20 protein-coding genes are annotated in these 22,737 nt (G+C 76.3%); 16 read left to right on the top strand and 4 right to left on the bottom strand.

Features of this window, described 5'->3' with window-relative positions:
• Nucleotides 1-55: 55 nt before the first annotated feature.
• Complete coding sequence (locus tag E9549_RS14555; protein WP_236827260.1) at nt 56-880, bottom strand: TetR/AcrR family transcriptional regulator; 825 nt, start codon at nt 878-880, stop codon at nt 56-58.
• Between the two features lie 165 nt (nt 881-1,045).
• Here E9549_RS14555 and steA point away from each other — a divergent pair, with 165 nt between their 5' ends.
• From steA to E9549_RS14515, 8 genes are read left to right on the top strand one after another with little or no spacing between them, the layout of a single operon-like run.
• The gene (gene steA / locus E9549_RS14550; RefSeq protein WP_236827259.1) at nt 1,046-2,233 is read left to right on the top strand and encodes a putative cytokinetic ring protein SteA; all 1,188 of its coding nucleotides are present in this window, start codon (nt 1,046-1,048) and stop codon (nt 2,231-2,233) included.
• On the top strand, nt 2,230-3,177 hold the full coding sequence (locus E9549_RS14545) for a copper transporter (RefSeq protein ID WP_236827258.1): 948 nt from the start codon (nt 2,230-2,232) through the stop codon (nt 3,175-3,177). The genes steA and E9549_RS14545 overlap by 4 nt, the downstream gene beginning before the upstream one ends.
• The gene (locus E9549_RS14540; RefSeq protein WP_236827257.1) at nt 3,174-4,013 is read left to right on the top strand and encodes a hypothetical protein; all 840 of its coding nucleotides are present in this window, start codon (nt 3,174-3,176) and stop codon (nt 4,011-4,013) included. Before E9549_RS14545 ends, E9549_RS14540 begins: the two co-directional genes overlap by 4 nt.
• Before the next feature lie 23 nt (nt 4,014-4,036).
• On the top strand, nt 4,037-5,632 hold the full coding sequence (gene murJ, locus E9549_RS14535; RefSeq protein ID WP_236827256.1) for a murein biosynthesis integral membrane protein MurJ: 1,596 nt from the start codon (nt 4,037-4,039) through the stop codon (nt 5,630-5,632).
• Nucleotides 5,625-6,773: a glycosyltransferase family 4 protein gene (locus E9549_RS14530; RefSeq protein WP_236827255.1), complete on the top strand. Its 1,149-nt coding sequence runs from the start codon at nt 5,625-5,627 to the stop codon at nt 6,771-6,773. The genes murJ and E9549_RS14530 overlap by 8 nt, the downstream gene beginning before the upstream one ends.
• Entirely contained in the window at nt 6,770-9,175 is a 2,406-nt protein-coding gene (locus E9549_RS14525; RefSeq protein WP_236827254.1) for a hypothetical protein, read from the top strand. Before E9549_RS14530 ends, E9549_RS14525 begins: the two co-directional genes overlap by 4 nt.
• Before the next feature lie 19 nt (nt 9,176-9,194).
• Nucleotides 9,195-10,886, top strand: a complete 1,692-nt coding sequence (locus tag E9549_RS14520) for a CTP synthase (RefSeq protein ID WP_236827273.1) — start codon at nt 9,195-9,197, stop codon at nt 10,884-10,886.
• Nucleotides 10,886-11,488 carry an NUDIX hydrolase gene (locus E9549_RS14515; protein WP_236827253.1) on the top strand — a complete coding sequence of 201 codons (603 nt, stop codon included), beginning with the start codon at nt 10,886-10,888 and terminating at the stop codon, nt 11,486-11,488. The genes E9549_RS14520 and E9549_RS14515 overlap by 1 nt, the downstream gene beginning before the upstream one ends.
• 70 nt (nt 11,489-11,558) lie before the next feature.
• On the opposite strand, the gene E9549_RS14510 is transcribed toward E9549_RS14515, so the two are convergent.
• Nucleotides 11,559-12,161 carry a hypothetical protein gene (locus E9549_RS14510; protein WP_236827252.1) on the bottom strand — a complete coding sequence of 201 codons (603 nt, stop codon included), beginning with the start codon at nt 12,159-12,161 and terminating at the stop codon, nt 11,559-11,561.
• 241 nt (nt 12,162-12,402) lie between these two features.
• Between E9549_RS14510 and ald the strand changes: the two genes are divergently transcribed.
• The 7 genes from ald to E9549_RS14475 all read left to right on the top strand — a co-directional run bounded on the left by ald (nt 12,403) and on the right by E9549_RS14475 (nt 18,819).
• The gene (gene ald, locus E9549_RS14505; RefSeq protein ID WP_236827251.1) at nt 12,403-13,518 is read left to right on the top strand and encodes an alanine dehydrogenase; all 1,116 of its coding nucleotides are present in this window, start codon (nt 12,403-12,405) and stop codon (nt 13,516-13,518) included.
• Nucleotides 13,515-14,468 carry a site-specific tyrosine recombinase XerD gene (xerD, locus tag E9549_RS14500; RefSeq protein WP_236827272.1) on the top strand — a complete coding sequence of 318 codons (954 nt, stop codon included), beginning with the start codon at nt 13,515-13,517 and terminating at the stop codon, nt 14,466-14,468. The genes ald and xerD overlap by 4 nt, the downstream gene beginning before the upstream one ends.
• 210 nt (nt 14,469-14,678) lie before the next feature.
• Nucleotides 14,679-15,584, top strand: coding sequence for a ParA family protein (locus E9549_RS14495; protein ID WP_255715696.1), 906 nt, complete (start codon nt 14,679-14,681; stop codon nt 15,582-15,584).
• Complete coding sequence (locus E9549_RS14490; RefSeq protein ID WP_236827250.1) at nt 15,581-16,093, top strand: hypothetical protein; 513 nt, start codon at nt 15,581-15,583, stop codon at nt 16,091-16,093. Before E9549_RS14495 ends, E9549_RS14490 begins: the two co-directional genes overlap by 4 nt.
• Before the next feature lie 74 nt (nt 16,094-16,167).
• The gene (locus tag E9549_RS14485) at nt 16,168-17,010 is read left to right on the top strand and encodes a ScpA family protein (protein WP_236827249.1); all 843 of its coding nucleotides are present in this window, start codon (nt 16,168-16,170) and stop codon (nt 17,008-17,010) included.
• Nucleotides 17,007-17,840 carry an SMC-Scp complex subunit ScpB gene (gene scpB, locus E9549_RS14480; protein ID WP_236827248.1) on the top strand — a complete coding sequence of 278 codons (834 nt, stop codon included), beginning with the start codon at nt 17,007-17,009 and terminating at the stop codon, nt 17,838-17,840. Before E9549_RS14485 ends, scpB begins: the two co-directional genes overlap by 4 nt.
• Before the next feature lie 133 nt (nt 17,841-17,973).
• Complete coding sequence (locus E9549_RS14475; RefSeq protein WP_236827247.1) at nt 17,974-18,819, top strand: pseudouridine synthase; 846 nt, start codon at nt 17,974-17,976, stop codon at nt 18,817-18,819.
• 4 nt (nt 18,820-18,823) lie between these two features.
• Here E9549_RS14475 and E9549_RS14470 read toward each other — a convergent pair whose 3' ends face one another.
• The gene (locus E9549_RS14470) at nt 18,824-19,441 is read right to left on the bottom strand and encodes a LysE/ArgO family amino acid transporter (RefSeq protein WP_236827246.1); all 618 of its coding nucleotides are present in this window, start codon (nt 19,439-19,441) and stop codon (nt 18,824-18,826) included.
• A gap of 73 nt (nt 19,442-19,514) precedes the next feature.
• Here E9549_RS14470 and E9549_RS14465 point away from each other — a divergent pair, with 73 nt between their 5' ends.
• Complete coding sequence (locus E9549_RS14465) at nt 19,515-20,399, top strand: LysR family transcriptional regulator ArgP (RefSeq protein WP_236827245.1); 885 nt, start codon at nt 19,515-19,517, stop codon at nt 20,397-20,399.
• Between the two features lie 12 nt (nt 20,400-20,411).
• On the opposite strand, the gene E9549_RS14460 is transcribed toward E9549_RS14465, so the two are convergent.
• Nucleotides 20,412-22,737, bottom strand: a 2,326-nt coding sequence (locus E9549_RS14460; protein WP_236827244.1) for a glycoside hydrolase family 3 N-terminal domain-containing protein, incomplete at its 5' end; no start/stop codon positions are given.

Genomic DNA, 22,737 nt, shown 5'->3' with positions numbered 1-22,737 from the left:
AGCACGACGGGGGTCCGGCACCTGGCCGCGGTCGCCGTCCGGAGGACGACAAGAGCTAGCGTCGCTTGGCGTAGCCGGCGAGGCCGAACTGCAGGAGGGCCAGGCCGCGCCGGCCCTGGTGGCGGAGCTCGGCCGACAGCTCCGGGCCGCTCACCCCGTCGAGGACCCGGTCGCGCGCGAGCTCCAGCAGCGAGGCGTACAGCCCCAGCACGGCGTGCGCGGCCAGCCACGGCTCGAGCTGGCCCGGCCGCGCCGCCGTCTCCTCGGCGATCAGGTCGGCCAGCGAGGTGGTGAGCTCACCCAGGATCTCCCGCTCCCGCACCTGCAGCGTCCGGCTGCCGCGGATCACCCGTGCCATGCGGGCCACCCCGTCGGCGGCCTCGGGCGTGCCGAGCAGGCTCACCGCGGCGACGACGAAGCTCCCGGCGGCCGCCGCCACCGACTCGCCGGCCGGACGGCGGCGCACCGCGGCCAGCAGGGCGGCGCGCATGGGCGGGTCGGCGTCGAAGACCAGCCCCTCCTTGACCGGGAAGTGGTTGAAGACCGTCTTCTCCACCACACCGGCGCGCTGCGCAATCTCCACGACGCTGACCGCGTCGAACCCGCGCGCGTCGAACAGCTCCGTGGCGGCGTCGACGATGCGGGCGCGCGTCTCCTGCCTGCGGTGCTCGCGGATGCCCTGTCCCCGCGGCCTGCGGCGGCCGCGCGGGGGGTCCCCGGCGTCCGCCCCGGGCGTCCGGCCGGGTGGGGCAGCCGGCGGTGCGACCGGCTCGGGCGCGGGCACGGCACGGATCACCGCCGCCCCGGCGGGCGAGGGCGCGTCCTCCTCGACCTGCGGGAGGGAGGCTGCGGTCGTCAGGGCTCCGGCCACTCCAGTCACACGGGCAACGCTAGTCACGACTCGGTAACGGTTCCGCGAAGGCGGTCGACGCGGCGCGCCCGGCGTGTCGCGCCGAGGTGGTGTCGGACACGCTGCGTGACCAGGGCGTTGCCGAGGCGCGTCGGAGGGCGGGCCCGCCCTCCGAGCGTGGCAGCATGCGATGTCATGCGCATCGGCACCGTCCGCCGCGGCCGGGCACAGGACGCAGGTCCCGGCACCGCCGGCACCGTCCGCCTGGACCGGCGCACCAAGAACCTGACGAAGCGGCTGCGCCCCGGCGACATCGCCGTCATCGACCACGTCGACATCGACCGCGTGAGCGCCGACGCCCTGGTGGGTTGCAGGGTCGCCGCCGTCGTCAACGCCGCCCCCAGCATCTCCGGCCGCTACCCGAACCTCGGCCCGGAGATCCTGATCAACGCCGGCATCCCCCTGCTCGACGACGTCGGCAAGGACGTCTTCGCGAAGGTCAAGGAGGGCGCCGAGGTCCGTCTCGAGGGTGGTCGCCTGCTCGACGCCGAGGGTGCGGTGCTCGCCGAGGGCACGGAGCACGACGCCGGCACCGTCGCCGCCGCGATGGCCGATGCGCGGGCCGGCCTCTCCGTGCAGCTGGAGGCCTTCGCCGCCAACACCATGGAGTACATGAAGCGGGAGCGCGCTCTCCTGCTCGACGGTGTCGGCGTCCCGGACGTGGCGACGAAGATCGAGGGCCGGCACGTGCTCGTGGTCGTGCGCGGCTACGACTACAAGGAGGACCTGCACGCCCTCCGCTCCTACATCCGCGACTACCGCCCGGTCCTCATCGGCGTGGACGGCGGCGCCGACGCGCTGGTCGAGGCGGGCTACTCACCGGACATGATCATCGGCGACATGGACTCGGTGAGCGACGACGTGCTGCGCTCGGGTGCCGAGGTGGTCGTGCACGCCTACGCCGACGGCCGCGCGCCCGGGCTGGCCCGCGTGCAGGACCTCGGGGTCGACGCCATCACCTTCCCCGCGGCCGCCACCAGCGAGGACATCGCGATGCTCCTGGCCGACGAGAAGGGCGCCACCCTCATCGTCGCCGTCGGGACGCACGCCACGCTCGTGGAGTTCCTCGACAAGGGGCGCGGGGGCATGGCCTCGACGTTCCTCACCCGCCTGCGGCTGGGCGGGAAGCTGGTCGACGCCAAGGGCGTCAGCCGGCTCTACCGCAGCCGCATCTCGACCACCGCGCTCGTGGTCCTGGTGATCGCCGCCCTCGTCGCGATCGGGTCGGCCCTGGCCCTGTCCGCGGCCGGGCGCGTGTACCTGGAACTGCTGCTCGACCAATGGAACAGCTTCGTGTTCTGGCTGGAGAACCTCTTCGCGTGATCGACTTCCGTTACCACCTGGTCTCCCTGATCGCGGTCTTCCTCGCGGTCGCGCTGGGCATCGTCATCGGGACGACGGCGCTCAACGAGCCGATCCTCGCCGACATCGAGAACCAGGTGGCGGCGCTGCAGCAGGACAAGCGGGACCTCGAGGACCGCACCCGGGAGCTCGAGGCCCAGCTGGACACCTCGCAGGAGTTCGAGGAGGCCGTCGGTCCGGCGCTGGTCGCGGGCACCCTCACCGACCGCAGCGTCCTGCTGGTCCTGACCGACGAGGGCGTCGCGCCCGAGACGGTGGAGGAGGTGACCGCGCTCATCGGCGAGGCCGGTGGCTCGGTCAGCGGCGTCCTGCGGCTCCAGCCGGCCTACACCGACCCGGCCAGCGCGGCGGCGCTGCAGAGCTACGTGGCCGGGCCAGGCCTGCCTGCGGGCCTGCAGCTCCCCGAGAGCGGCGATTCCGGCGTCCTCGTGGCGAGCCTGCTGTCCCAGGTGCTCATGGTCCCCGAGGGCGGCCCCGTGCCCGACGACACGGCGGTCTCATCGGTGCTGGCCGGCCTCGCCTCCCTGGAGGTCCTCGCCGCCGAATCGGCCTCCGTCTCCCCGGCGGACCACGCCGTCGTCCTCAACGGCAGCCCGTTCGAGGGCCCGGACGCCGAGCAGCGCAACGCGGCGCTGGTGGCCCTGGCCACCGCGCTCGACGCCCAGGGCCGCGGCGCGGTCGTCGCCGGTACGGCGGCGTCCGCCCGCCCCGAGGGGCTGGTGGGTGCCCTGCGCGCCGACCCCGCGCTCGCCGCCGCCGTCTCCACGGTGGACAACGTGGGCACCGAGGTGGGCCGCATCAGCACCGTCCTCGCGCTGGGGCAGGAGTCGCAGGGCACCTCGGGCGTGTACGGGACCGCCGAGGGGGCGCAGCCGATCCCGCCGGTGCCCGCGGCGCCGCAGTGACGGCGCGGCGGACGGCGGTCCTCGCGCTCGCCGGCGCCGGCGCGGCCCGCGCCGCGCTGGTGGTCGCCGATGCGCTGTCGGGACGCACGGCCGGCGCGCCGTGGCGGCGGACGAACTACGCGCGCCGGCCGGTGACCCTCCTCGGCGGGCCGGCGCTCGCGGTGGCGGCGACGGCGTCCGCCGCGCTCGGTGCCCCGCCCGGCACGCGGGCCGCCGCGGTCGTGGTCGGCGCCGCGTCCGGCCTGGTCGGCGGGTACGACGACCTCGCCGGCGCCCGGCCCGAGCAGGCCCGCGACAAGGGGCTCGCCGGCCACCTGCGCGCGCTGCGGGAGGGCCGGGTGTCCGCCGGTGCGGTCAAGGTCGCCGGCATCGGCGCCGCTGCCGCCACGGCCGCCCTGCTCACCCGGGGGAGCGGTCGCGGGGCCGGTGCCCTCGTCGACGGCGTCCTCACGGCGGGGCTGGTGGCCGGGACGGCGAACCTGCTCAACCTGCTCGACCTGCGGCCGGGGCGCGCGGCCAAGGCGGGCGTGCTCGCCGCCGCCGCGGGCCTCGGCGGGCCCGCCGGGGGGCTGGCCGCCGGACCCCTCGGCGCCACCCTCGCCGTGCTGCCCGCGGACCTGGGCGAGCGGGTCATGCTCGGCGACAGCGGGGCCAACGCCCTCGGCGCGCTGCTGGGGCTGCGGCTGGCCGCCGTCGGCCCGCGCGGGGCCCGGGCCGGTGTGCTCGCGGTGGTCACCGGCCTCACCCTCGCCAGCGAGCGGGTCAGCTTCACCCGCGTCATCGAGGCCACGCCGGGCCTGCGCGAACTGGACCGCCTCGGCCGCCGCCCCTCGTGACCGGGCGGCAGGTGGCCCGCGGCGTGGCCGGTGCCGCCGCGCTCATCGCGGTCCTCACCGTGCTGGCCCGGCTGGCCGGGTTCGGGCGCACGCTCGTCTTCACCAACACGGTCGGGCCCGGCAGCACCGGCGACACCTACCTGGCGGCCAACAACGTCCCGAACATCGTCTTCGAGGTGGTGGCCGGTGGCGCGCTGGCCAGCCTCGTCGTCCCCATGCTCGCCGGCGGCATCGCCGCCGGGGACCGCGAGCAGGTGCGGCGCACCGCCTCGGCCCTGCTCGGCTGGACCCTGCTGCTGCTCGTGCCGCTGGCGGTGCTCCTCGCGCTCTTGGCCGAGCCCATCGCGCGGCTCCTGCTCGGCGGCGAGGACCCCGAGCAGGTGGCGCTCGCCGCCCGCTTCCTGCTGGTGTTCGCCCCGCAGGTCGTCCTGTACGGCATCGGGATCGTCCTCACCGGCGTGCTCCAGGCGCACCGGCGCTTCGCCGGCCCGGCGCTGGCACCGCTGCTGTCCAGCGTCGTCGTCGCGGCGGCCTACCTGGTGTTCGCGGCCATCGGCGGCGGGCAGGAGGTCGCCGCGCTGTCCACCCCTGCCGAGCTCGTGCTCGGGGTGGGGACGACGCTCGGCGTGGCGGCGCTCAGCCTGAGCCTGCTCCTGCCGTTGCGGGGGCTGCGGCTGGGGCTGCGCCCGTCGCTGCGCTTCCCCGTCGGTGCCGCCCCCCGCGTCCGCCGGCTCGCCCTCGCCGGCGTCCTCACCCTGGCCGGCCAGCAGCTGGTGGCCGCGGTCGCCATCCGGCTGGCCAACAGCGGGGCGCCGGACGGGACCCAGGTGGTCTACGTCGCCGCCCTGACCGTGTTCCTCCTGCCGTGGGCGGCGCTGGCGGTGCCGCTGGCCACCTCGGCCTACCCGGGTCTGGCCGAGCGCGCCGAGTCCGGTGACGAGACCGGCTACCGGCGGGCGCTCGCACCGGTCGTCGTGCTCGTCGTCGCGGCCTCCGCCGTCGCCACCGCCGCGCTGGTCGCCGCGGCCGGCCCGGTGGCCCGGGTCTTCTTCGCCGGCGGCACCGACCGGGAGGTGGCCGCGCTGCGGGACGCGGTCGTGGCCTTCGCGCCCGGCCTGCTCGGCTACGCCCTGGTCGCCGTCCTCACCCGCGCGCTCTACGCCCGGGGGCTGTGGAAGGCGCCGACCGCCTGCGTGCTCGGTGGCTGGCTGCTCGCCGTCGCCGCCGACGTCGTCCTGGCCGCCGTGCTGCCCCCGGCGGACCGGGCGGCGGCGCTGGCCCTCGGCCACACGCTGGGGGTGACCGTCGCCGGGGCGGGGCTGCTGGTGGTCGTGCTGCGGGTGGCCGGACGCCCGGCCCTGCACGGGCTCTCCCGCAGCGGCCCCGCCGCGGTGCTGGCGGCGGCCCTGGCCGGCGGCGCCGGGCTGTGGCTGGCCCGTGCGCTGGGCGCGGACCCGGTGCCCGGCGGCCTGCTCGCCGCGCTCGGCGCCGGCGTCGTCGTCGGGGGCGTCGTGCTGGTCGTGGCGCTGGCCGTCATGATGGGGACGGCCCGCGCGCAACTGGTGGGGGCGCTCCGGGAGTTGCGGTCGACGGGCGAGCAGGAGGTGCGCAGTGGCTGAGCCGCTCCTGCGGGGCCGCTGCGTCACCGAGGTGCTGGCCACCAGCACCGGCGGGGTGGGCACCCACGTCCGCTCGCTGGTCGCGCCGCTGCGGGCCGCCGGCGCCGACGTGGCGGTCTGCGGACCCGCCGCCACCGACGCGCTGTTCGGCTTCAGCGGCCGCGGCGCCCGGTTCACCCCCGTGGAGATCTCCGCCGGGCTGGCCCCGGCCGCGGACGCGCGCGCCGTGCAGGCGCTCCGCCGCGCGCTGGCCGGCAGCCACCTCGTGCACGCCCACGGCCTGCGAGCCGGGCTGGTCGCCGCGGTCGCGCGCCGGCTGGCCGGCGGCCGGGTGCCGCTGGTGCTCACCCTGCACAACGCCCTCCCCGAGGGCGGCGGGCTGCGGCGCCGGGTGCTGGAACGCGCGGAGCGGGCCACCGTGCGGGCCGCCGACGTGGTGCTCGCCGCCTCGGCCGACCTCGCCGCGAACGCCCGCCGGCTGGGTGCCCGCGACGTGCGGGTGGCACCGGTCTCGGCGCCACCGCTGCCCCCGGCCACGCGCACGCCCGCCGAGGTCCGGGCCGGCCTCGGGCTCGACGACGACCGCGCGCTGGTCGTCGCCGTGGGCCGCCTGCACCCGCAGAAGGGCTACGACGTCCTGCTCGACGCGGTGGCCCGCTGGTCGGCCGACCAGCGGGTGCACCCGGTGCCCTCGGTCGTCATCGCCGGTGACGGGCCGCTGCAGGGCGAGCTGGCCCGGCGCATCCGCGCCGAGTCGCTGCCGGTCACCCTGCTGGGCCGCCGCGACGACGTCGCCGACCTGCTGGGCGCCGCGGACGTGTGCGTGCTGCCCTCGCGCTGGGAGGCGCGGTCGCTCACCGCGCAGGAGGCGCTCCGGGCCGGCGTGCCCCTGGTGGCGACCCGCACCGGCGGGTTGCCGGAGCTGCTGGGCGACGCCGCCGAGCTCGTCCCGGTGGGTGACGCCGTCGCGCTGGCCGAGGCCGTGGTTCGGGTGCTCTGCGACAGCGCGCACGCCGCCGAGCTCGCCGCGGCCGGGCTGCGGCAGGCCGCCGGCTGGCCCGACGAGGCGGGCACGGCCGCGCAGCTGGCCGGCATCTACCGGGAGCTGCTCGGGACGGCGCCGGCCCGGCCGGGGCCGTGAGCGGGCCGGCCGCGCGGTGGACGCGCCGCGCAGCGGCGCTGGGAGCCCTGGTCGCGCTGCTGCTCGTCGGGCTGCCGGGCACGGCTGCCGCGGCGGCCGGCGCGGAGGGCTACGCCGCCGACCGCGTCGTCGTCGTGGGCGTGCCCGGGCTCACGTGGGCCGATGTGGACCCCGCGGCGACTCCGCAGCTGTGGTCGCTCGCGGGGGAGTCGGCGATCGGGGCGACCTCGGTGCGCGCCGCCCGGTCCACCACCTGCGTCCTGGACGGCTGGGCGACGCTCGGTGCGGGGAACCGGGCGCGGTTCCCCGGGACCGACGAGGGGTTGCCCCCCGTGCCGCTGCCCACGCTGCCCGACCCCGAGGCCCCCGGTGCGGAGGAGGAGGCCGCCCCCGACGGCGAGGCGCCCGAGGGGCCCCGGATGGACACCTCCCTCACCCGCTGCGGGCTGCAGGAGCGGGTCGCCGAGGTCGCCCTGGGTGACCCGCAGGCGACCGTCGCCCGGATCGCCGAGGACGAGGGCACCGTCCGCTTCGGCGCGGAGCCCGGCGCGCTCGGCGCGGCCGTCGGCTGCGCCACCGTGTCCGGCCGGGCCGCCGCCCTCGCGGTCGCCGCCGACGGGGTCCTCCTGACCACCGTCCCCACCCTGCCCGCCGAGCCCGCCGAGCTGGCCGGGCTGCTGACCGGCTGCCCGCTGACCCTGGTCTCCCTCGACCGGCTCGCGGACGCGGGCGCCCCCGGCGCCGAGCCCACCGACGACGGCACCCGGCCGCAACCCCGTGCCGCCGCGCTCACCCGGATCGACGACGTGCTGGGCCGCCTGCGGGCCGCCCTGGACACGCTCCCCGGGGAGACCCTCCTGCTGCTGGCCGGCATCTCGGAGGTCAACGACGGCCGGCCGCAGCTGCACGTCGGCATGGCCGCGGGTCCGGGGTTCGACGTCGGCTGGCTGACCTCGGCGAGCACGGGCCGGGTGCCCTTCGTGCAGCTCATCGACGTCGCCCCGACGGTGCTGCGCGCCCTGGGCCTGGACCCGCCGGCGTCGATGAACGGCCAGCCGTGGCGGAGCACGGGGGAGCGGCCGCCGCTGGCGCAGGCGGTGGACGAGCTCGAGCTGGTCAACGTCGCCGCCACCACCCACCACCGCAACACCGGCGTCTTCTTCTGGACCTTCGTCGTCGTCGGGGCGACCGTCGTCGGGCTGGGCGTGCTGGTGGTCGGCAGCGGCCGCCGCGGCGCCCGGCCGGGCACCTGGCCGCCTGCGCGGCGGGCGCTGCGCCTGCTCTGCCTGGCCGCCGCCGGGCTGCCCGTGGCCACCTACCTGGCGGGCGCGGTCCCCTGGGAGCGGGCCGACGCGCCGCTGGCCGCGCTGCTCACCGCGGTGGTCGTCGCCGATGTGGCCGTGCTGGCGGTCGCTGCCCTCGGCCCCTGGCGCCGGCGCCGGCTCGGCCCCGCGCTGGCGGTGCTCGCGATCACCCTGCTCACCCTCGTCGGCGACGTGCTCAGCGGCTCGCCGCTGGAGCTGAACGGGCCGCTGGGCTACGACGCGGTCGTCGCCGGGCGGTTCACCGGCTACGGCAACCTCACCTTCGGGCTGCTGTCGGTGAGCGCCCTGACCGTCACCGCAGCGGTGGCCGCCGCCGTCGGCCGCCGGTCGCCGGAGGGGCGGGCGCGCCGCCGCACGGCCGCCGTCGTGCTGGCCGCCGGGCTGCTCACCGTCGCCGTCATCGGCGCCCCGCCGCTGGGCCGCGACTTCGGGGGCGTCCTGGCCGCGCTCCCGGGCTTCCTGCTGCTGGCGATGCTGCTCGCGCGCGTGCGGGTCACCGCCGTCCGGCTCGGCGCGATCCTCGCCGCGGCGGTGGTCGCCGTCAGCTCGGTCGCGGTGCTGGACTGGCTGCGCGCCCCCACCGACCGCACCCACCTGGGCAGGTTCGTCGAGCAGGTGCTCACCGGCGAGGCGTGGACCGTCATCAGCCGGAAGGCGCAGGCCAACATCGGCATCCTCCTGGGCAGCCCGCTGGCCTGGATGCTGCCGGTCGCGCTCGTCGCCGCCGTCTGGCTGCTGCGGCCCGGCGGCCCGCTGCGCAGCGTGCCGCCCGGCCCGGGGCGCGCACCGCGGGGCCCGGCCGGCCTGCCGCTCGCGGACGCCGCCGTGCTGCGCGCCGCGCTCCTGGCGGTCGCGCTGAGCCTGACGATCGGGGCGCTGGTCAACGACTCCGGCGTCGCCCTGCCGGCGACCGCGGCCGCCCTGCTGGTGCCGCTGCTGGTGTGGCTGGCCGCCGGCCCGGAGCCCGGTCCCACCGGGCCGGGGGAGTCCGTGGGTGGCGCTCCGCACTCCGGCCGGGCGGCGGGCCCCGACCGTGTTACGGTCGTCTCCCGTGGATCGACCGTCGGGAACACGTGATCACTCGGGTGGCAGCCTCCTGCTCCACAACAACCAGCCGACGAAGTTCGTCTTCGTCACCGGCGGGGTCGTCTCCTCGCTCGGGAAGGGCCTGACCGCCAGTTCGCTCGGCACGCTGCTGGCCAGCCGTGGCCTCCGCGTCACGATGCAGAAGCTCGACCCGTACCTCAACGTGGACCCGGGCACGATGAACCCGTTCCAGCACGGCGAGGTGTTCGTCACCGAGGACGGCGCGGAGACCGACCTGGACATCGGTCACTACGAGCGCTTCCTCGACACCGACCTCTCCGGCCGGGCGAACGTGACCACCGGCCAGGTCTACTCCGACGTCATCGCCAAGGAGCGGCGCGGGGAGTACCTCGGCGACACCGTGCAGGTCATCCCGCACATCACCAACGAGATCAAGGCGCGGATCCTCGCCGGGGCGGACAGCGCCGAGCGCGTCGACGTCGTCATCACCGAGATCGGCGGCACCGTCGGCGACATCGAGTCGCTGCCCTTCCTCGAGGCCGCCCGCCAGGTGCGGCACGAGATCGGCCGGGACAACTGCTTCTTCCTGCACATCTCCCTCGTGCCCTACATCGCGCCGTCCGGCGAGCTGAAGACCAAGCCGACGCAGCACTCGGTGGCCGCGCTGCGCAGCATCGGCATCCAGCCCGACGCCCTGGTCTGCCGCTCCGACCGGGAGATCAGCGAGGGCCTCAAGCGCAAGATCAGCCTGATGTGCGACACCGACGCCGAAGGGGTCATCTCCTGCCCCGATGCGCCGTCGATCTACGACATCCCGAAGGTGCTGCACCGCGAGGGCCTGGACGCCTACGTCGTCCGCCGGCTGGGCCTGCCCTTCCGCGACGTGGACTGGACGGTGTGGGGCGACCTCCTCGACCGGGTTCACGCGCCGAAGCAGACCGTCACGATCGCCCTCGTCGGCAAGTACATCGACCTGCCCGACGCCTACCTGTCGGTCACCGAGGCGCTGCGGGCGGGCGGCTTCGCCCACCGCAGCCGGGTGCAGATCCGCTGGGTGCCCTCGGACGACTGCGAGACGCCCGAGGGCGCGGAGGAGGCGCTGGCCGGCGTCGACGGCGTCTGCATCCCCGGCGGCTTCGGCGTGCGCGGCATCGAGGGCAAGCTCGGCGCGATCCGGTACACCCGCACCAACGGCATCCCGACCCTGGGGCTGTGCCTGGGGCTGCAGTGCATGGTGATCGAGTACGCCCGCACCGTCGCCGGCCTGGAGCACGCGAACTCCGCCGAGTTCGACCCCGAGACGCCCGACCCGGTCATCTCGACCATGGCCACCCAGCTCGACGTCGTCGCCGGCCGCGGGGACATGGGCGGCACCATGCGCCTGGGCAGCTACCCCGCGGCGCTGCAGCACGGCTCGGTGGTGGCCGCCGCCTACGGGTCCACCGAGATCACCGAGCGGCACCGGCACCGCTACGAGGTGGCCAACGCCTACCGCGACCGGCTCAGCGAGGCCGGCCTGGTGTTCTCCGGCACCTCGCCCGACGGGCTGCTGGTGGAGTTCGCCGAGCTGCCCCGCGAGGCGCACCCGTTCTTCGTCGGCACCCAGGCCCACCCGGAGCTCAAGAGCCGCCCGACCCGGCCGCACCCGCTGTTCGCCGCGTTCGTGCAGGCCGCCGTCGACTACCAGGAGTCCGCGCGGCTGCCGGTGCCGGTCGACGAGGCGGAGAAGGTCGGCATCTGATGGGGACGGGGCAGCCGGACCCCCACGAGTACCGCGTCCTCTCCTCGGAGCCGGTGTACGAGGGCCGGGTCATCAGCCTGGTGAAGGACACCGTGGCGATGCCGGGCGGCGGGGACAGCGTCCGCGAGGTCGTCCACCACCCGGGGGCGGTGGCGGTCGTGGCACTCACCGACGCCGACGAGGTCGTCCTCCTGCGGCAGTACCGGCACCCGGTCGGCGGCTACCTGTGGGAGCTGCCGGCCGGGCTGCGGGACGCCGACGGCGAGCCGCCGCTGGAGACCGCCCAGCGCGAGCTGGCCGAGGAGGTGCGGCTCTCCGCGGCCCGCTGGTCGCTGCTCACCACGCACTACAGCTCACCCGGCTTCTGCGACGAGCAGGTGCTGGTCTACCTGGCCGAGGGGCTCACCGACGTCGACCGGCCCGAGGGCTTCACCGTGGAGCACGAGGAGCTGGACATGACCGTGGAGCGGGTGCCGCTGGCCGACGCCGTGCAGCGGGTCTTCGACGGCGGCATCCGCAACGTCGCCGCCGTCGTCGGGTTGCTGGCCGCCGCCCAGGTGCGGGCGGCCGGCCCCGAGCTGCGTCCGGTCGACGCCGGCTGAGAGAGGACCACCCTTCCCCCACGCTCGGCACGCTCTGCGGGGGGCCCTGACGGGTGGCCGCCCCGGCCGGTCACGTGGGCGGGCGCAGGCCGAGGCGGCGGAGCTCCAGCCGGGCGAGCCGCTCGGTGGCGGCGGGGTCGCCGGCCCACCACGCCGCACCGGTGCCGCCCGGCAGCCCGGCGAGCTGGTCCAGCCGCGCGGTGGCGGCGGCGCGGACGGCGAGCACCTCCAGGCCGGCGGCGCTGCCGGCGAGCCGCCGCGCCGCGCCGGCGTCACGGGCGGAGCGCAGCCGCCAGGGCAGCCAGCGCAGCAGCAGCCACCCCACCGGCAGCAGCACCAGGACGACGACGACCGTCGCCAGCGTGCCCACCGCGTCCTGCGCGGACTGCCCGGCGCCGCCCACCGAACCGCCCGCACCGGAGAGGGCGTCGAACGGCGCGGCGAGCTCCTCGCCGACCAGCGGGACGCCCGCCGCGGCCGCCGCGGCGGAGTCCATCGAGCCGGCGACCGACCGCCCGAGGTCCTCGACCGCGCGCCCGGGACCGGCCAGCAGCAGGACGGCGCCGTGCGCGGCCCGGGCCACCAGCACCCACACCACCGCCCACACCAGGAAGCCGAGGTCGGCGGCGAGCTGGCGCGCCCGCAGGGCGGGGTGCTCGGCGTACAGGCGCATGGGGAGGTGTCCTCCTCGAGGGGTGGGTGGCCCCGTCATCGTGGGGCAGCCGGCCGGCCACGGCAGCCCGGCGCCGGCCGCGAGGTGGGGCCGGGACGATCACGGAACGGCTTCTGACCAGGACGGGGCGGGTCGGCGTGCCTACACTCCGCGGCGAGGCCCGCCCCGACCGGGCGGCCCACGACGTGGTGGGCCGGCCCGTCACCCTCGGGAGCGGCCGCCGGGACCAGGAGAGCCAGCGATGCGGGTCGGAGTTCCCCGAGAGGTCAAGAACCGCGAGTACCGGGTGGCGCTGACGCCGGCCGGTGTCACGGAGCTGACACGCGCCGGGCACGAGGTGCTGGTGGAGCGGGGGGCGGGGGAGGGGTCCTCCATCCCCGACGCCGACTTCACCGCGGCCGGCGCCCGCATCGTGGCCGACGCCGACGACGTGTGGGCCGACGCGGACCTGCTGCTCAAGGTCAAGGAGCCGATCGCCGAGGAGTACGGCCGCCTGCGCGCCGGTCAGACGCTGTTCACCTACCTGCACCTGGCGGCGTCCAGGGAGTGCACCGAGGCGCTGGTCGCCTCGGGGACGACGGCGATCGCCTACGAGACCGTGCAGAAGGCCGACGGCACGCTGCCCCTGCTGGCGCCCATGTCCGAGGTGGCCGGCCGGATGGCGCCGCAGGTGGGCGCGCACTGCCTGGAGCGGGCGCACGGCGGCCGCGGGGTGCTGCTCGGCGGGGTGTCGGGGGTCTACGCCGCCAAGGTGGTGGTGATCGGCGCCGGCGTCTCGGGCATGAACGCGGCGGCGATCGCCCTGGGCATGCAGGCCGAGGTCGTCGTCATGGACCGCGACATCGACAAGCTGCGGGCCGCCGACCGGATCTACCAGGGGCACCTGCAGACCGTCGCCTCCAACGCCTACGAGGTGGAGCGTGCCGTCCTCGACGCCGACCTGGTGATCGGTGCCGTGCTGGTCGCGGGGGCCAAGGCGCCCGTGCTGGTCGGCAACGAGCTGGTGGCGCGGATGAAGCCCGGCTCGGTGCTGGTGGACATCGCCGTCGACCAGGGCGGCTGCTTCGAGGACACCCGGCCCACCACGCACGACGACCCGACCTTCCGGGTGCACGACTCGGTGTTCTACTGCGTGGCCAACATGCCGGGCGCGGTGCCCAACACCTCCACGCACGCGCTCACCAACGTCACGCTGCCCTACGTCATGGCGCTGGCCGCCGAGGGCACGGCCGCTGCCGTCCACCGCGACCCGGCGCTCGCCCACGGGGTCAACGTCGCCGCGGGCGGCGTGGTGCTCCCCGAGGTCGCCGAAGCCCACGGCCTGGCCGCCGTCCCGCTCCAGGAGGTGCCGTTCTGAGCAGCGCGCTGTCCGCCGGACCCGAGGTCGACCGGGTCGTCACCGGCTACCTGGACCACCTCACCGTGGAACGGGGGCTGGCGGCCAACACCATCGCGTCCTACCGCCGCGACCTCCGCCGCTACACCGAGTACCTGGCGGCGGCGGGGGTCCGCGGCCTCCGGGAGGTGGCGGAGTCCGACGTCGCCGGCTTCCTCGCCGCGCTGCGCCGCGGCGACGACGATCACCCGCCGCTGTCGGCGACCTCGGCGGCCCGCGCGGTGGTCGCGGTCCGCGGGCTGCACCGGTTCGCGCTGCTCGACGGGCTGGTGCCCGACGACGTCGCCCACGACGTGCGGCCGCCCACCCCGGCCCGCCGGCTGCCCAAGGCGGTGCCGGTCGAGTCGGTGGTCGCGCTGATCGAGGCGGCCGGCTCGCTGGAGGGGCCGCGCGGGCTGCGCGACCGGGCGCTGCTGGAGGTGCTGTACGGGACGGGGGCGCGCATCTCCGAGGCGGTCGGGCTGGCCGTCGACGACCTCGACCGCGGGCAGAGCACGGTGCGGCTGGCCGGCAAGGGCGGCAAGGAGCGCGTGGTCCCGGTCGGCAGCTACGCCCTGCGCGCCGTCGAGGAGTACCTGGTGCGCGCGCGGCCCGCCCTGGCCGCGAACGGCCGTCCGGGCGTCCGCGGCGGCGCGCTGTTCCTCAACGTGCGCGGCGGGCCGCTGTCCCGGCAGAGCGCGTGGTCGATCCTGCGGACGGCGGCCGAGCGCGCCGGGCTGACCGGGGAGGTCTCGCCGCACACGCTGCGGCACTGCTTCGCGACCCACCTCCTCGACGGCGGCGCCGACGTCCGCGTCGTGCAGGAACTGCTCGGCCACGCCTCGGTGACGACGACGCAGGTCTACACGCTGGTCACCGTCGACCGGCTCCGCGAGGTCTACGCCACCAGCCACCCCCGGGCGCTGACCTGACATCCGGACCGGGATGACTATGGCAACATCTGTCGCCAGCTCGACTTGAGCAGTCACACTGGTTGGCATTCGTCGCCATGTCGACACGTCGACGGCGCGCCGCCTTGGGAAGCTTCCTCCAGCTCCCTAGCGTCCTCGTCACCCGAGCGGACAGGACGGCTGGCCGCACCCGGAACGTCCGGTCGGGCACCGAGCTGGAGGCGACAACCCATGGCGATCCGAGCGGACGCGGCCTCTGCCGTCGCGCGCCCGCACGACACCGACCCCGAGATGGGGGCGGCCGCGCTGCGGCAGGACCCGGCCCGCGCGCGACAGCGCAAGCTGCCGGACCCCAAGCCGCTGACGCAGCACGGCCCGGCCCGCGTCATCGCGATGTGCAACCAGAAGGGCGGCGTCGGCAAGACGACGTCGACGATCAACCTGGGCGCCGCGCTGGTGGAGTTCGGGCGCAAGGTGCTGCTGATCGACCTGGACCCGCAGGGCGCGCTGTCGGTGGGCCTCGGCATCCCGGCCCAGACCCTGGACCGGACGATCTACAACGCCCTCATGGAGCGGCGGACCAGCCTGCGGGACGTGCGGGTGCACACCGACATCCCGGGTCTGGACCTGGTGCCCAGCAACATCGACCTCTCCGCCGCCGAGGTGCAGCTGGTCAGCGAGGTGGCGCGGGAGCAGACGCTGCTGCGGGTGCTCGCCGACGTCGTCGAGGAGTACGACTACGTCCTCATCGACTGCCAGCCCTCGCTCGGCCTGCTGACGGTCAACGCGCTCACCGCCGCGCAGGGCGTCGTGATCCCGCTGGAGTGCGAGTTCTTCTCGCTGCGCGGGGTGGCCCTGCTGGTCGACACGATCGACAAGGTCAAGGAGCGGCTCAACCCGTCGCTGGAGATCAACGGCATCCTCGCCACCATGTACGACTCCCGGACCGTGCACTGCCGGGAGGTGTTCAGCCGGGTCGTCGAGGCGTTCGGCGACACCGTGTTCCAGACCGTCATCCAGCGCACCGTGCGGTTCCCGGAGACCACCGTCGCCGGGCAGCCGATCACCACGTGGGCGCCCACGTCGTCGGGCGCCTCGGCGTACCGCGACCTCGCCAAGGAGGTGCTGGCACTGTGACCCGGCGTCCTGTCCTGCCCGGTGCCTCGGAGCTGTTCCGCCGCACCGACACCACGTCGGTGCCCGAGGTCACCGAGCTGCCCAGCCTGCCGACGCCGGCGAGCTCGCCGGCGCTGCGCAGCGCGGCCCGCCGGGTGGGGGAGTCGCCCGCCGAGGCGGCCGCCTCGCTCACCCTCGTGCCGGGCGGCGCCCAGCCGGCCGACGACGACCTCGCCGCGTTCCGGGCCGTCCCCGCCGAGCCCGCCCCGGCCCCGGTGCTGCAGCCCCGGGTCGCCACGCGGGGCAAGCCCGCCCGGCGCACCGAGCGGACCAAGCACGACGAGAAGATCACCGTCTACATCTCCGCCGAGGAGCTGCTGGCCCTGGAGTCCGCGCGGCTGACGCTGCGCGCGCACCACGGGGTGGCCGCCGACCGGGGCCGGATCGTCCGCGAGGCGGTGTCGGTGCTGCTGGCCGACCTGGCCGAGCGCGGCGAGGACGCGGTCCTGGTCCGCCGGCTGCAGGGCTGAAGGGCTCTCGTGCCCCCCACCACTCGCGAGTTCGTGGCGGGGCCCTGCACGAGGGCCGCATACGCTCGGAGCCCGTGAGCGGGAGCACGGGCGCGGTTCCGCCGGCGGACCAGGCCGGCGGGGCCGCGCCTGCGCGTTTCACCGTCCGGCTGACCAACTTCGAGGGCCCGTTCGACCTGCTGCTGCAGCTGATCGGCAAGCACAAGCTCGACGTCACCGAGATCGCCCTGTCGCAGGTGACCGACGAGTTCATCGCCCACCTGCGCGCGCTCGGCGACGAGCTGGACCTCGACCAGGCCAGCGAGTTCCTCGTGGTCGCCTCCACGCTGCTGGACCTCAAGGCGGCCCGGCTGCTGCCGGCGGCGGAGGTCGACGACGAGGACGACCTGGAGCTGCTCGAGGCGCGCGACCTGCTGTTCGCCCGGCTGCTGCAGTACAAGGCCTACAAGCAGGCCGCGGCCTTCCTGCGCGAGCGGGAGGCCGGCGCCGTCCGCCGGTTCGCGCGCGAGGCGGCGCTGGAGCCGCGTTTCGCGGAGCTCGTGCCCGAGGTGCTGCTCGGCGTCACGCCGCAGCAGTTCGCCGCCCTCGCCGCGCGGGCCCTGGCGCCGAAGGCACCGGAGACGGTCAGCGTGGCCCACCTGCACGCGCCGCCGGTCAGCGTCTCCGAGCAGCTGCTCCTGGTGCGCAACCACCTGGTGCGGTCGGGGGCGGCGAGCTTCCGGGCGCTCACCGCCGACTGCGCGCACACCCTGGAGGTGGTGGCCCGCTTCCTCGCGCTGCTCGAGCTGTACCGCCAGCAGCGCGTCGTCTTCGAGCAGCTGACGCCGCTGGGCGAGCTGCACGTGCGGTGGACCGGCGAGTCCGTCCCCGACCCGGCCGGTGCCCCGGCCCCCGACGCCGACGAGGAGTACCGGTGACCGACGACCGAGCCGGGCAGGAACCCGCCCCCTTCTCCTGGGAGGCGCTGGCCGCCGAGCTGGCCGCCACCCGGGAGCAGGCGGCCGAGCGCGGGGACGCCGATCCGGCCGCCTGGGACGCCGTCGCGGCGGAGCTCGCCGCCCGGGTCGCGGAGCGGCCGGTGGAGGAGCAAGCGGTGCCGGCGGTGCCGGTCGAGGACCTCGCCGCCGTCACGGCGCCCGCGCCGCGACCGGCCGCCGAGCCGGAGCCGGAACCCGAGCCCGAGCCCGCGGAGCTGCTGGACCCGGACGAGCTGCGCGGCGGCCTGGAGGCGCTGCTCTTCGTCGTCGACGACCCGGTCGACGAGGAGACGCTGGCCGCCGCGCTGCGCTGCCCGCCCGAGCAGGTGCGGCGGGGGCTGGCCGACCTGGCCGCGGCCTACGACGAGCGCTCCGCGGGGATCACGCTGCGCCGGGTGGGCGAGGCGTGGCGGCTCTACACGCGCGAGGAGCACGCCGGCGCCGTCGAGCGGTACCTCGGCGAGGGGCAGCGCAGCCGGCTCACCCAGGCCGCGCTGGAGACCCTCGCCGTCATCGCCTACCGGCAGCCGGTGACGCGGGCGCGGGTGTCGGCGATCCGCGGGGTCGGCGTCGACGGGGTGATGCGGACGCTCCTCGCGCGCGGGCTGGTGCGGGAGGTGGGCAGCGACCCCGACAGCGGCGGCGGGCTGTACGCGACCACCCCGCTGTTCCTGGAGCGGCTCGGGCTGGCCAGCCTCGCCGACCTGCCCGAGCTCGCGCCGCTGCTGCCGGAGACCGCGACCTTCCTCGAGGAGCACCCCGACGCCTGAGGGCGGACTCCTCTGCCCCGCACCGCTCGCACGCTCGCGGCGGGACCCTGCAGAGGGGCCACGCCTGCGGTGGGCGGCGGAGGCCGTGCGGGCGGGCGGGACCCGGCAGCGGGAGATGGGACACTGGTCGGCGATGAACACGCCGACCCCGAACGACGAGAGCACCACCGCGGCCGGCGAGGGCTGGTCGGAGGACATGGAGCTCGCCCCGGCGCACCCGGGCGACCGGCCGGCCACCGGCGCCGGCGAGGAGCGGCAGGGGGAGCGGCTGCAGAAGGTCCTGGCCCGGGCCGGTGTCGCGTCCCGCCGGGTCGTCGAGGAGATGATCGACGCCGGCCGGATCAGCGTGAACGGTGAGCAGGTGCGGGTGCAGGGCATGCGGGTCGACCCGCTGCAGGACAAGATCGCGGTGGACGGCGCCCGGCTGGAGATCCGCGACGACCGCGTCACCTACGCGATCAACAAGCCCGCCGGCGTCATCACCGCGATGAGCGACGACCGCAACCGTCCGACCATCGGCGACATGGTGGGCGACCTGGCGCCCGGGCTGGTGCACGTCGGCCGCCTCGACCAGGACACCGAGGGCCTGCTGCTGGTCACCAACGACGGCGAGCTGGCCCACCGGCTTGCGCACCCCTCCTACGGCGTGCGCAAGACCTACCTGGCGCAGGTCTCGGGATCGGTGCCGCGGGACCTGCACCGCCGGCTGCGCGCCGGGGTGGAGCTCGAGGACGGCCCGGTGAAGGTCGACTCCTTCACGGTCGTCGACACCCACGCCGGCCAGTCCGTGGTCGAGGTGGTGCTGCACGAGGGGCGCAAGCACATCGTCCGCCGCCTCCTCGCGCACGTCGGGCTGCCCGTCTCGCGGCTGACCCGCACCGCCGTCGGCCCCGTGCAGCTGCAGCGCATGCGCAGCGGATCGATCCGGAAGCTGTCCCGCCAGGAGGTCGGTGCGCTGGAGGAGCTCGTCGGGCTCTGACCGCTCAGAGCGCCGAGGAGAGCAGCCCCAGGCCGAGGGCGGCCATGACGACGGCGATGCCGGCGTCCAGGACCCGCCAGGCCGCCGGCCGGGCGAACAGCGGGCGGAGCAGCCGCGCGCCGTAGCCCAGCGCACCGAACCAGACGAGGCTGCCGACCACGGCGCCCCCGGCGAACCACCAGCGCCGGTCGCCGTGGCTGTCGGCCACCGAGCCGAGCAGCAGCACCGTGTCCAGGTACACGTGCGGGTTCAGCCAGGTGAGCGCCAGGCAGGTGACGACGGTGGCGGCCAGGCCGGTGCCGCGGCCGCCGGTGTCGACCGCGATCGAGGAGGGGCGCAGCGCGCGGCGGGCCGCCAGCACGGCGTAGCCGAGCAGGAAGGCGGCCCCGCCGAGCCGGACGACGGTGATCGCGTCGGGGAGGCGGGCGCTCAGCCAGGAGTTGCCCGCGACCCCGGCGAGGATGAGCACGGCGTCGGAGACCGCGCAGACCGCGACGACCGCCGGCACGTGCTCGACCCGCAGACCCTGGCGCAGCACGAAGGCGTTCTGCGCGCCGATGGCCACGATCAGCGAGAGGCCCAGCCCCAGCCCGGCCACCGCGGCCAGCAGTCCTGTCGTCACGTGCAGCCACGCTAGGGAGGACGCGGGCAGCAGTCCAGCTCATCTTCCTTGCCCATCATTAGCATCGCTGTCCATGGACGTGGACCTGGCGCAGTTGCGCACCCTGGTCGCGGTGGTCGACGAGGGGACATTGGAGGCGGCGGCACGGCGGCTGCACGTGACCCCGTCGGCGGTCTCCCAGCGGCTGCGGGCCCTGGAGGAGGCCGCCGGCCGGGTGCTGGTGCGGCGCGGGCGGCCGGCGACGGTGACGGCCGCCGGCGAGCCGGTGCTGCGCCTGGCGCGCCAGGTGGGCCTCCTGGTGGCGGACACCGGGCGGACCCTCGACCCCGCCGGCGCCGGGGCGCCGGTGGTCCCGCTCGCGCTGAACGCCGACTCGATGGCCACCTGGGCGTTGCCGGCGCTGGCCCCGCTGGCCGGTGAGCTGCGCATGGACCTGCACAGCGCGGACCAGAGCCGGACCAGCGCGCTGCTGCGCGACGGCACCGTCATGGGGGCGGTCACCTCCGACGCCGAGCCGGTGGCCGGGTGCCGGGTAACCCCGCTGGGCACCATGCGCTACCTCCCGTGCGCGGCGCCGGGCTTCCTCGACCGATGGCTCCCGGACGGGCCCGACCCCGCGGCCCTCGCGCGGGCGCCGGTGGTCGTCTTCGACCGCAGCGACGACCTGCAGCACGCCTACCTGCGCCGGCACCTGCCCTCGACGGCGGACCTGCCGGTGCACCACGTGCCCTCGTCGGCCGACTTCCTCACCGCGGTGGCGCTGGGCTTCGGGTGGGGCATGCTGCCGGAGCTCCAGCTCGAGGCGGGCACGGCCGGTGCCGTCCGGTCGTTCGACCCGGGCGGTGCCGTCGACGTGGCGCTGCACTGGCAGCAGTGGCGGCTGCACTCCGCGCCGCTGGACCGCGTGGCCGGGGCCCTGGTCCGGTCGGCGCGCGCCCGGTTGCGGGGCGCGCGCTGACCGGACCGCCGCTCAGCGGACGGGCTCGACCCGCACGGGGGTGGTGAGGACGCGGTCGGGGCCGGCCTCCCGCTCCGGCCCGGTCAGCCGCACCGGGACGCGCAGGGGCATGTCCTCGCTGGAGGTGCCGACCGAGAGCACCAGCTCGCCCGGCTCGACGACGCGGCGCAGGTCGCGGCCGGTGAAGGCGGCACGGTCGGCGTGCACCTGGAAGGAGGCCCGGGCCGTCTCCCCGGCGGCGAGCTCGACGCGCGCGAACCCGATCAGCCGGCGGACCGGCTGCACCACGCTGGCCACCGGGTCGGACAGGTACAGCTGCACCACCTCGGCGCCGTCGCGGTCACCGGTGTTGGTCACCGTGCACGAGAGCTCGACCGACCCGTCCGTCGGGACCTCGGCCGGCGTCTCACCGACGCGGGCACCGTCGAGCCGGACGTCGTCGAGGGCGAAGGTGGTGTAGGAGAGCCCGAAGCCGAAGGGGAACAGCGGCGTGGGGTCGGCCGAGCTGATGCCGCCGGCGCGGCCGAGGGCCGGGCCGAGGTAGGTGGCGGGGGATCCGCCGGGGGTGCGGGCCACCTGCACGGGCAGCTTGCCCGACGGGTTGACCCGGCCGGAGAGCACGCCGGTGACCGCGCCGGAGCCCTCCTCGCCCGGGAAGAACGCCTGCACCACGGCGGCGGCGCGGCCGGCGACCTCGCCCAGCGCGTACGGGCGGCCGCTCAGCACGACGACCACCACGGGGGTGCCGGTCGACAGCAGGGCGTCGAGCAGCTCCGCCTGCGCACCGGGCAGCCGCAGGTCGTCGGCGTCGCACCCCTCGCCGGAGGTGCCGCGGCCGAACAGCCCCGAGACGTCCCCGACGACGGCGATGCAGACCTCCGCGGCCGAGGCCGTGGCGACCGCGTCGGCGATCCCGCTCCGGTCGGGCTCCTGCACCGGGCAGCCCTGCGCGGTGGTCACCGTGGCGCCGGGGAACTCGCCGCGCACCGCCTCCAGCAGGGTGGGCAGCTCGATGCCGAGGGGGACGTCGGGGTGCTGCACGCCGACGTGGTTCGGGAAGGCGTAGCAGCCCATCAGCGAGAGGACCTCGTCGGCGCACGGGCCGACGACCGCCAGCGACGACGGTGCGCGCAGCGGGAGCACACCGCTGTTGTCGAGCAGCACCACCGACCGCTCGGCCATGGTGCGGGCCAGCGCGCGCAGCTCCGGGGGGTCGAGGTCCAGGCCGCCGTCGCGCAGCGCGGGCGGCTCGGGGTCCCACCCGGCGTCGAGCAGCCCCAGCTCGCCCTTCTGCCGGAGCACCCGCTCCACCGCCCGGTCGACCAGCGCCTCGGGCACCGCCCCGGTGCGGACGAGCTCCAGCAGCGGCTCGCCGTAGCAGCGCACCGTGGGCAGCTCCACGTCGACGCCGGCGGCCAGCGCCAGCGCCGCGGCCTCGCCCGGGGAGCCCGCGACGCCCTGCGTGGACTGGAGGAAGGAGATGCCGAAGTAGTCGGCGACGACCACGCCGTCGAAGCCGAGCGTGTCCCGGAGCAGGCCGGTGAGCAGCGTGTCGTCGGCAGCCGGGGGCACGCCGTCGACGGCCGCGTAGGAGTGCATGACCGAGCGGGCGCCGCCCTCCCGCAGCGCCGTCTCGAAGGGCGGCAGCACGACGTCGGCGAACTCGCGGGGCCCCAGGTGCACCGGGGCGTGGTTGCGGCCGGCCCCGGAGGCCGAGTACCCGGCGAAGTGCTTGAGCGTCGCGACGACGCCGGCGCCCTCCAGCCCGCGGGTGTAGGCGCTGCCCAGGACGGCGACCAGGTAGGGGTCCTCGCCGATGGTCTCCTCGGTGCGCCCCCAGCGCGCGTCGAAGCTGACGTCGAGGACGGGCGAGAGGCCCTGGTGCACCCCGACCGAGCGCAGCTGCCCCCCGATGGCGGCGGCCATCCACTCCACCACAGCGGGGTCGAACGAGGCGCCCCAGGCGAGCGGGACGGGGAAGACCGTGGCCTGCCAGGCGGTGAACCCGGCCAGGCACTCCTCGTGGGCGATCGCGGGGATGCCGAGCCGGGAGTTGGCGACCAGGTCGCGCTGCGTCTGGGCGAGCACCCGCGCCGCGGTGAGCGGCTCGACGGGGGCGGTGCCGAACACGCGGGTGAGCTGCCCCAGACCCGGCTTGGTCAGCTCCTCCCACGGCGGGAGCGGCTCGCTGAACTCGTGCTGGTTGGGCGCGACGTCCTCGCCCTCCCCGATCGCCGTCCAGACGCCGTAGAGCTGGGCGACCTTCTCCTCGAGCGTCATCTGCGCCATGAGGTGGCGGACGCGCTCGGCGAGGGGGCGGGCCGGGTCGGTCCAGTCG

The organism is Blastococcus sp. MG754426 (assembly GCF_021699055.1).
Taxonomy (GTDB): domain Bacteria; phylum Actinomycetota; class Actinomycetes; order Mycobacteriales; family Geodermatophilaceae; genus Blastococcus.
This window is presented reverse-complemented; position numbering and strand designations above follow the sequence as displayed.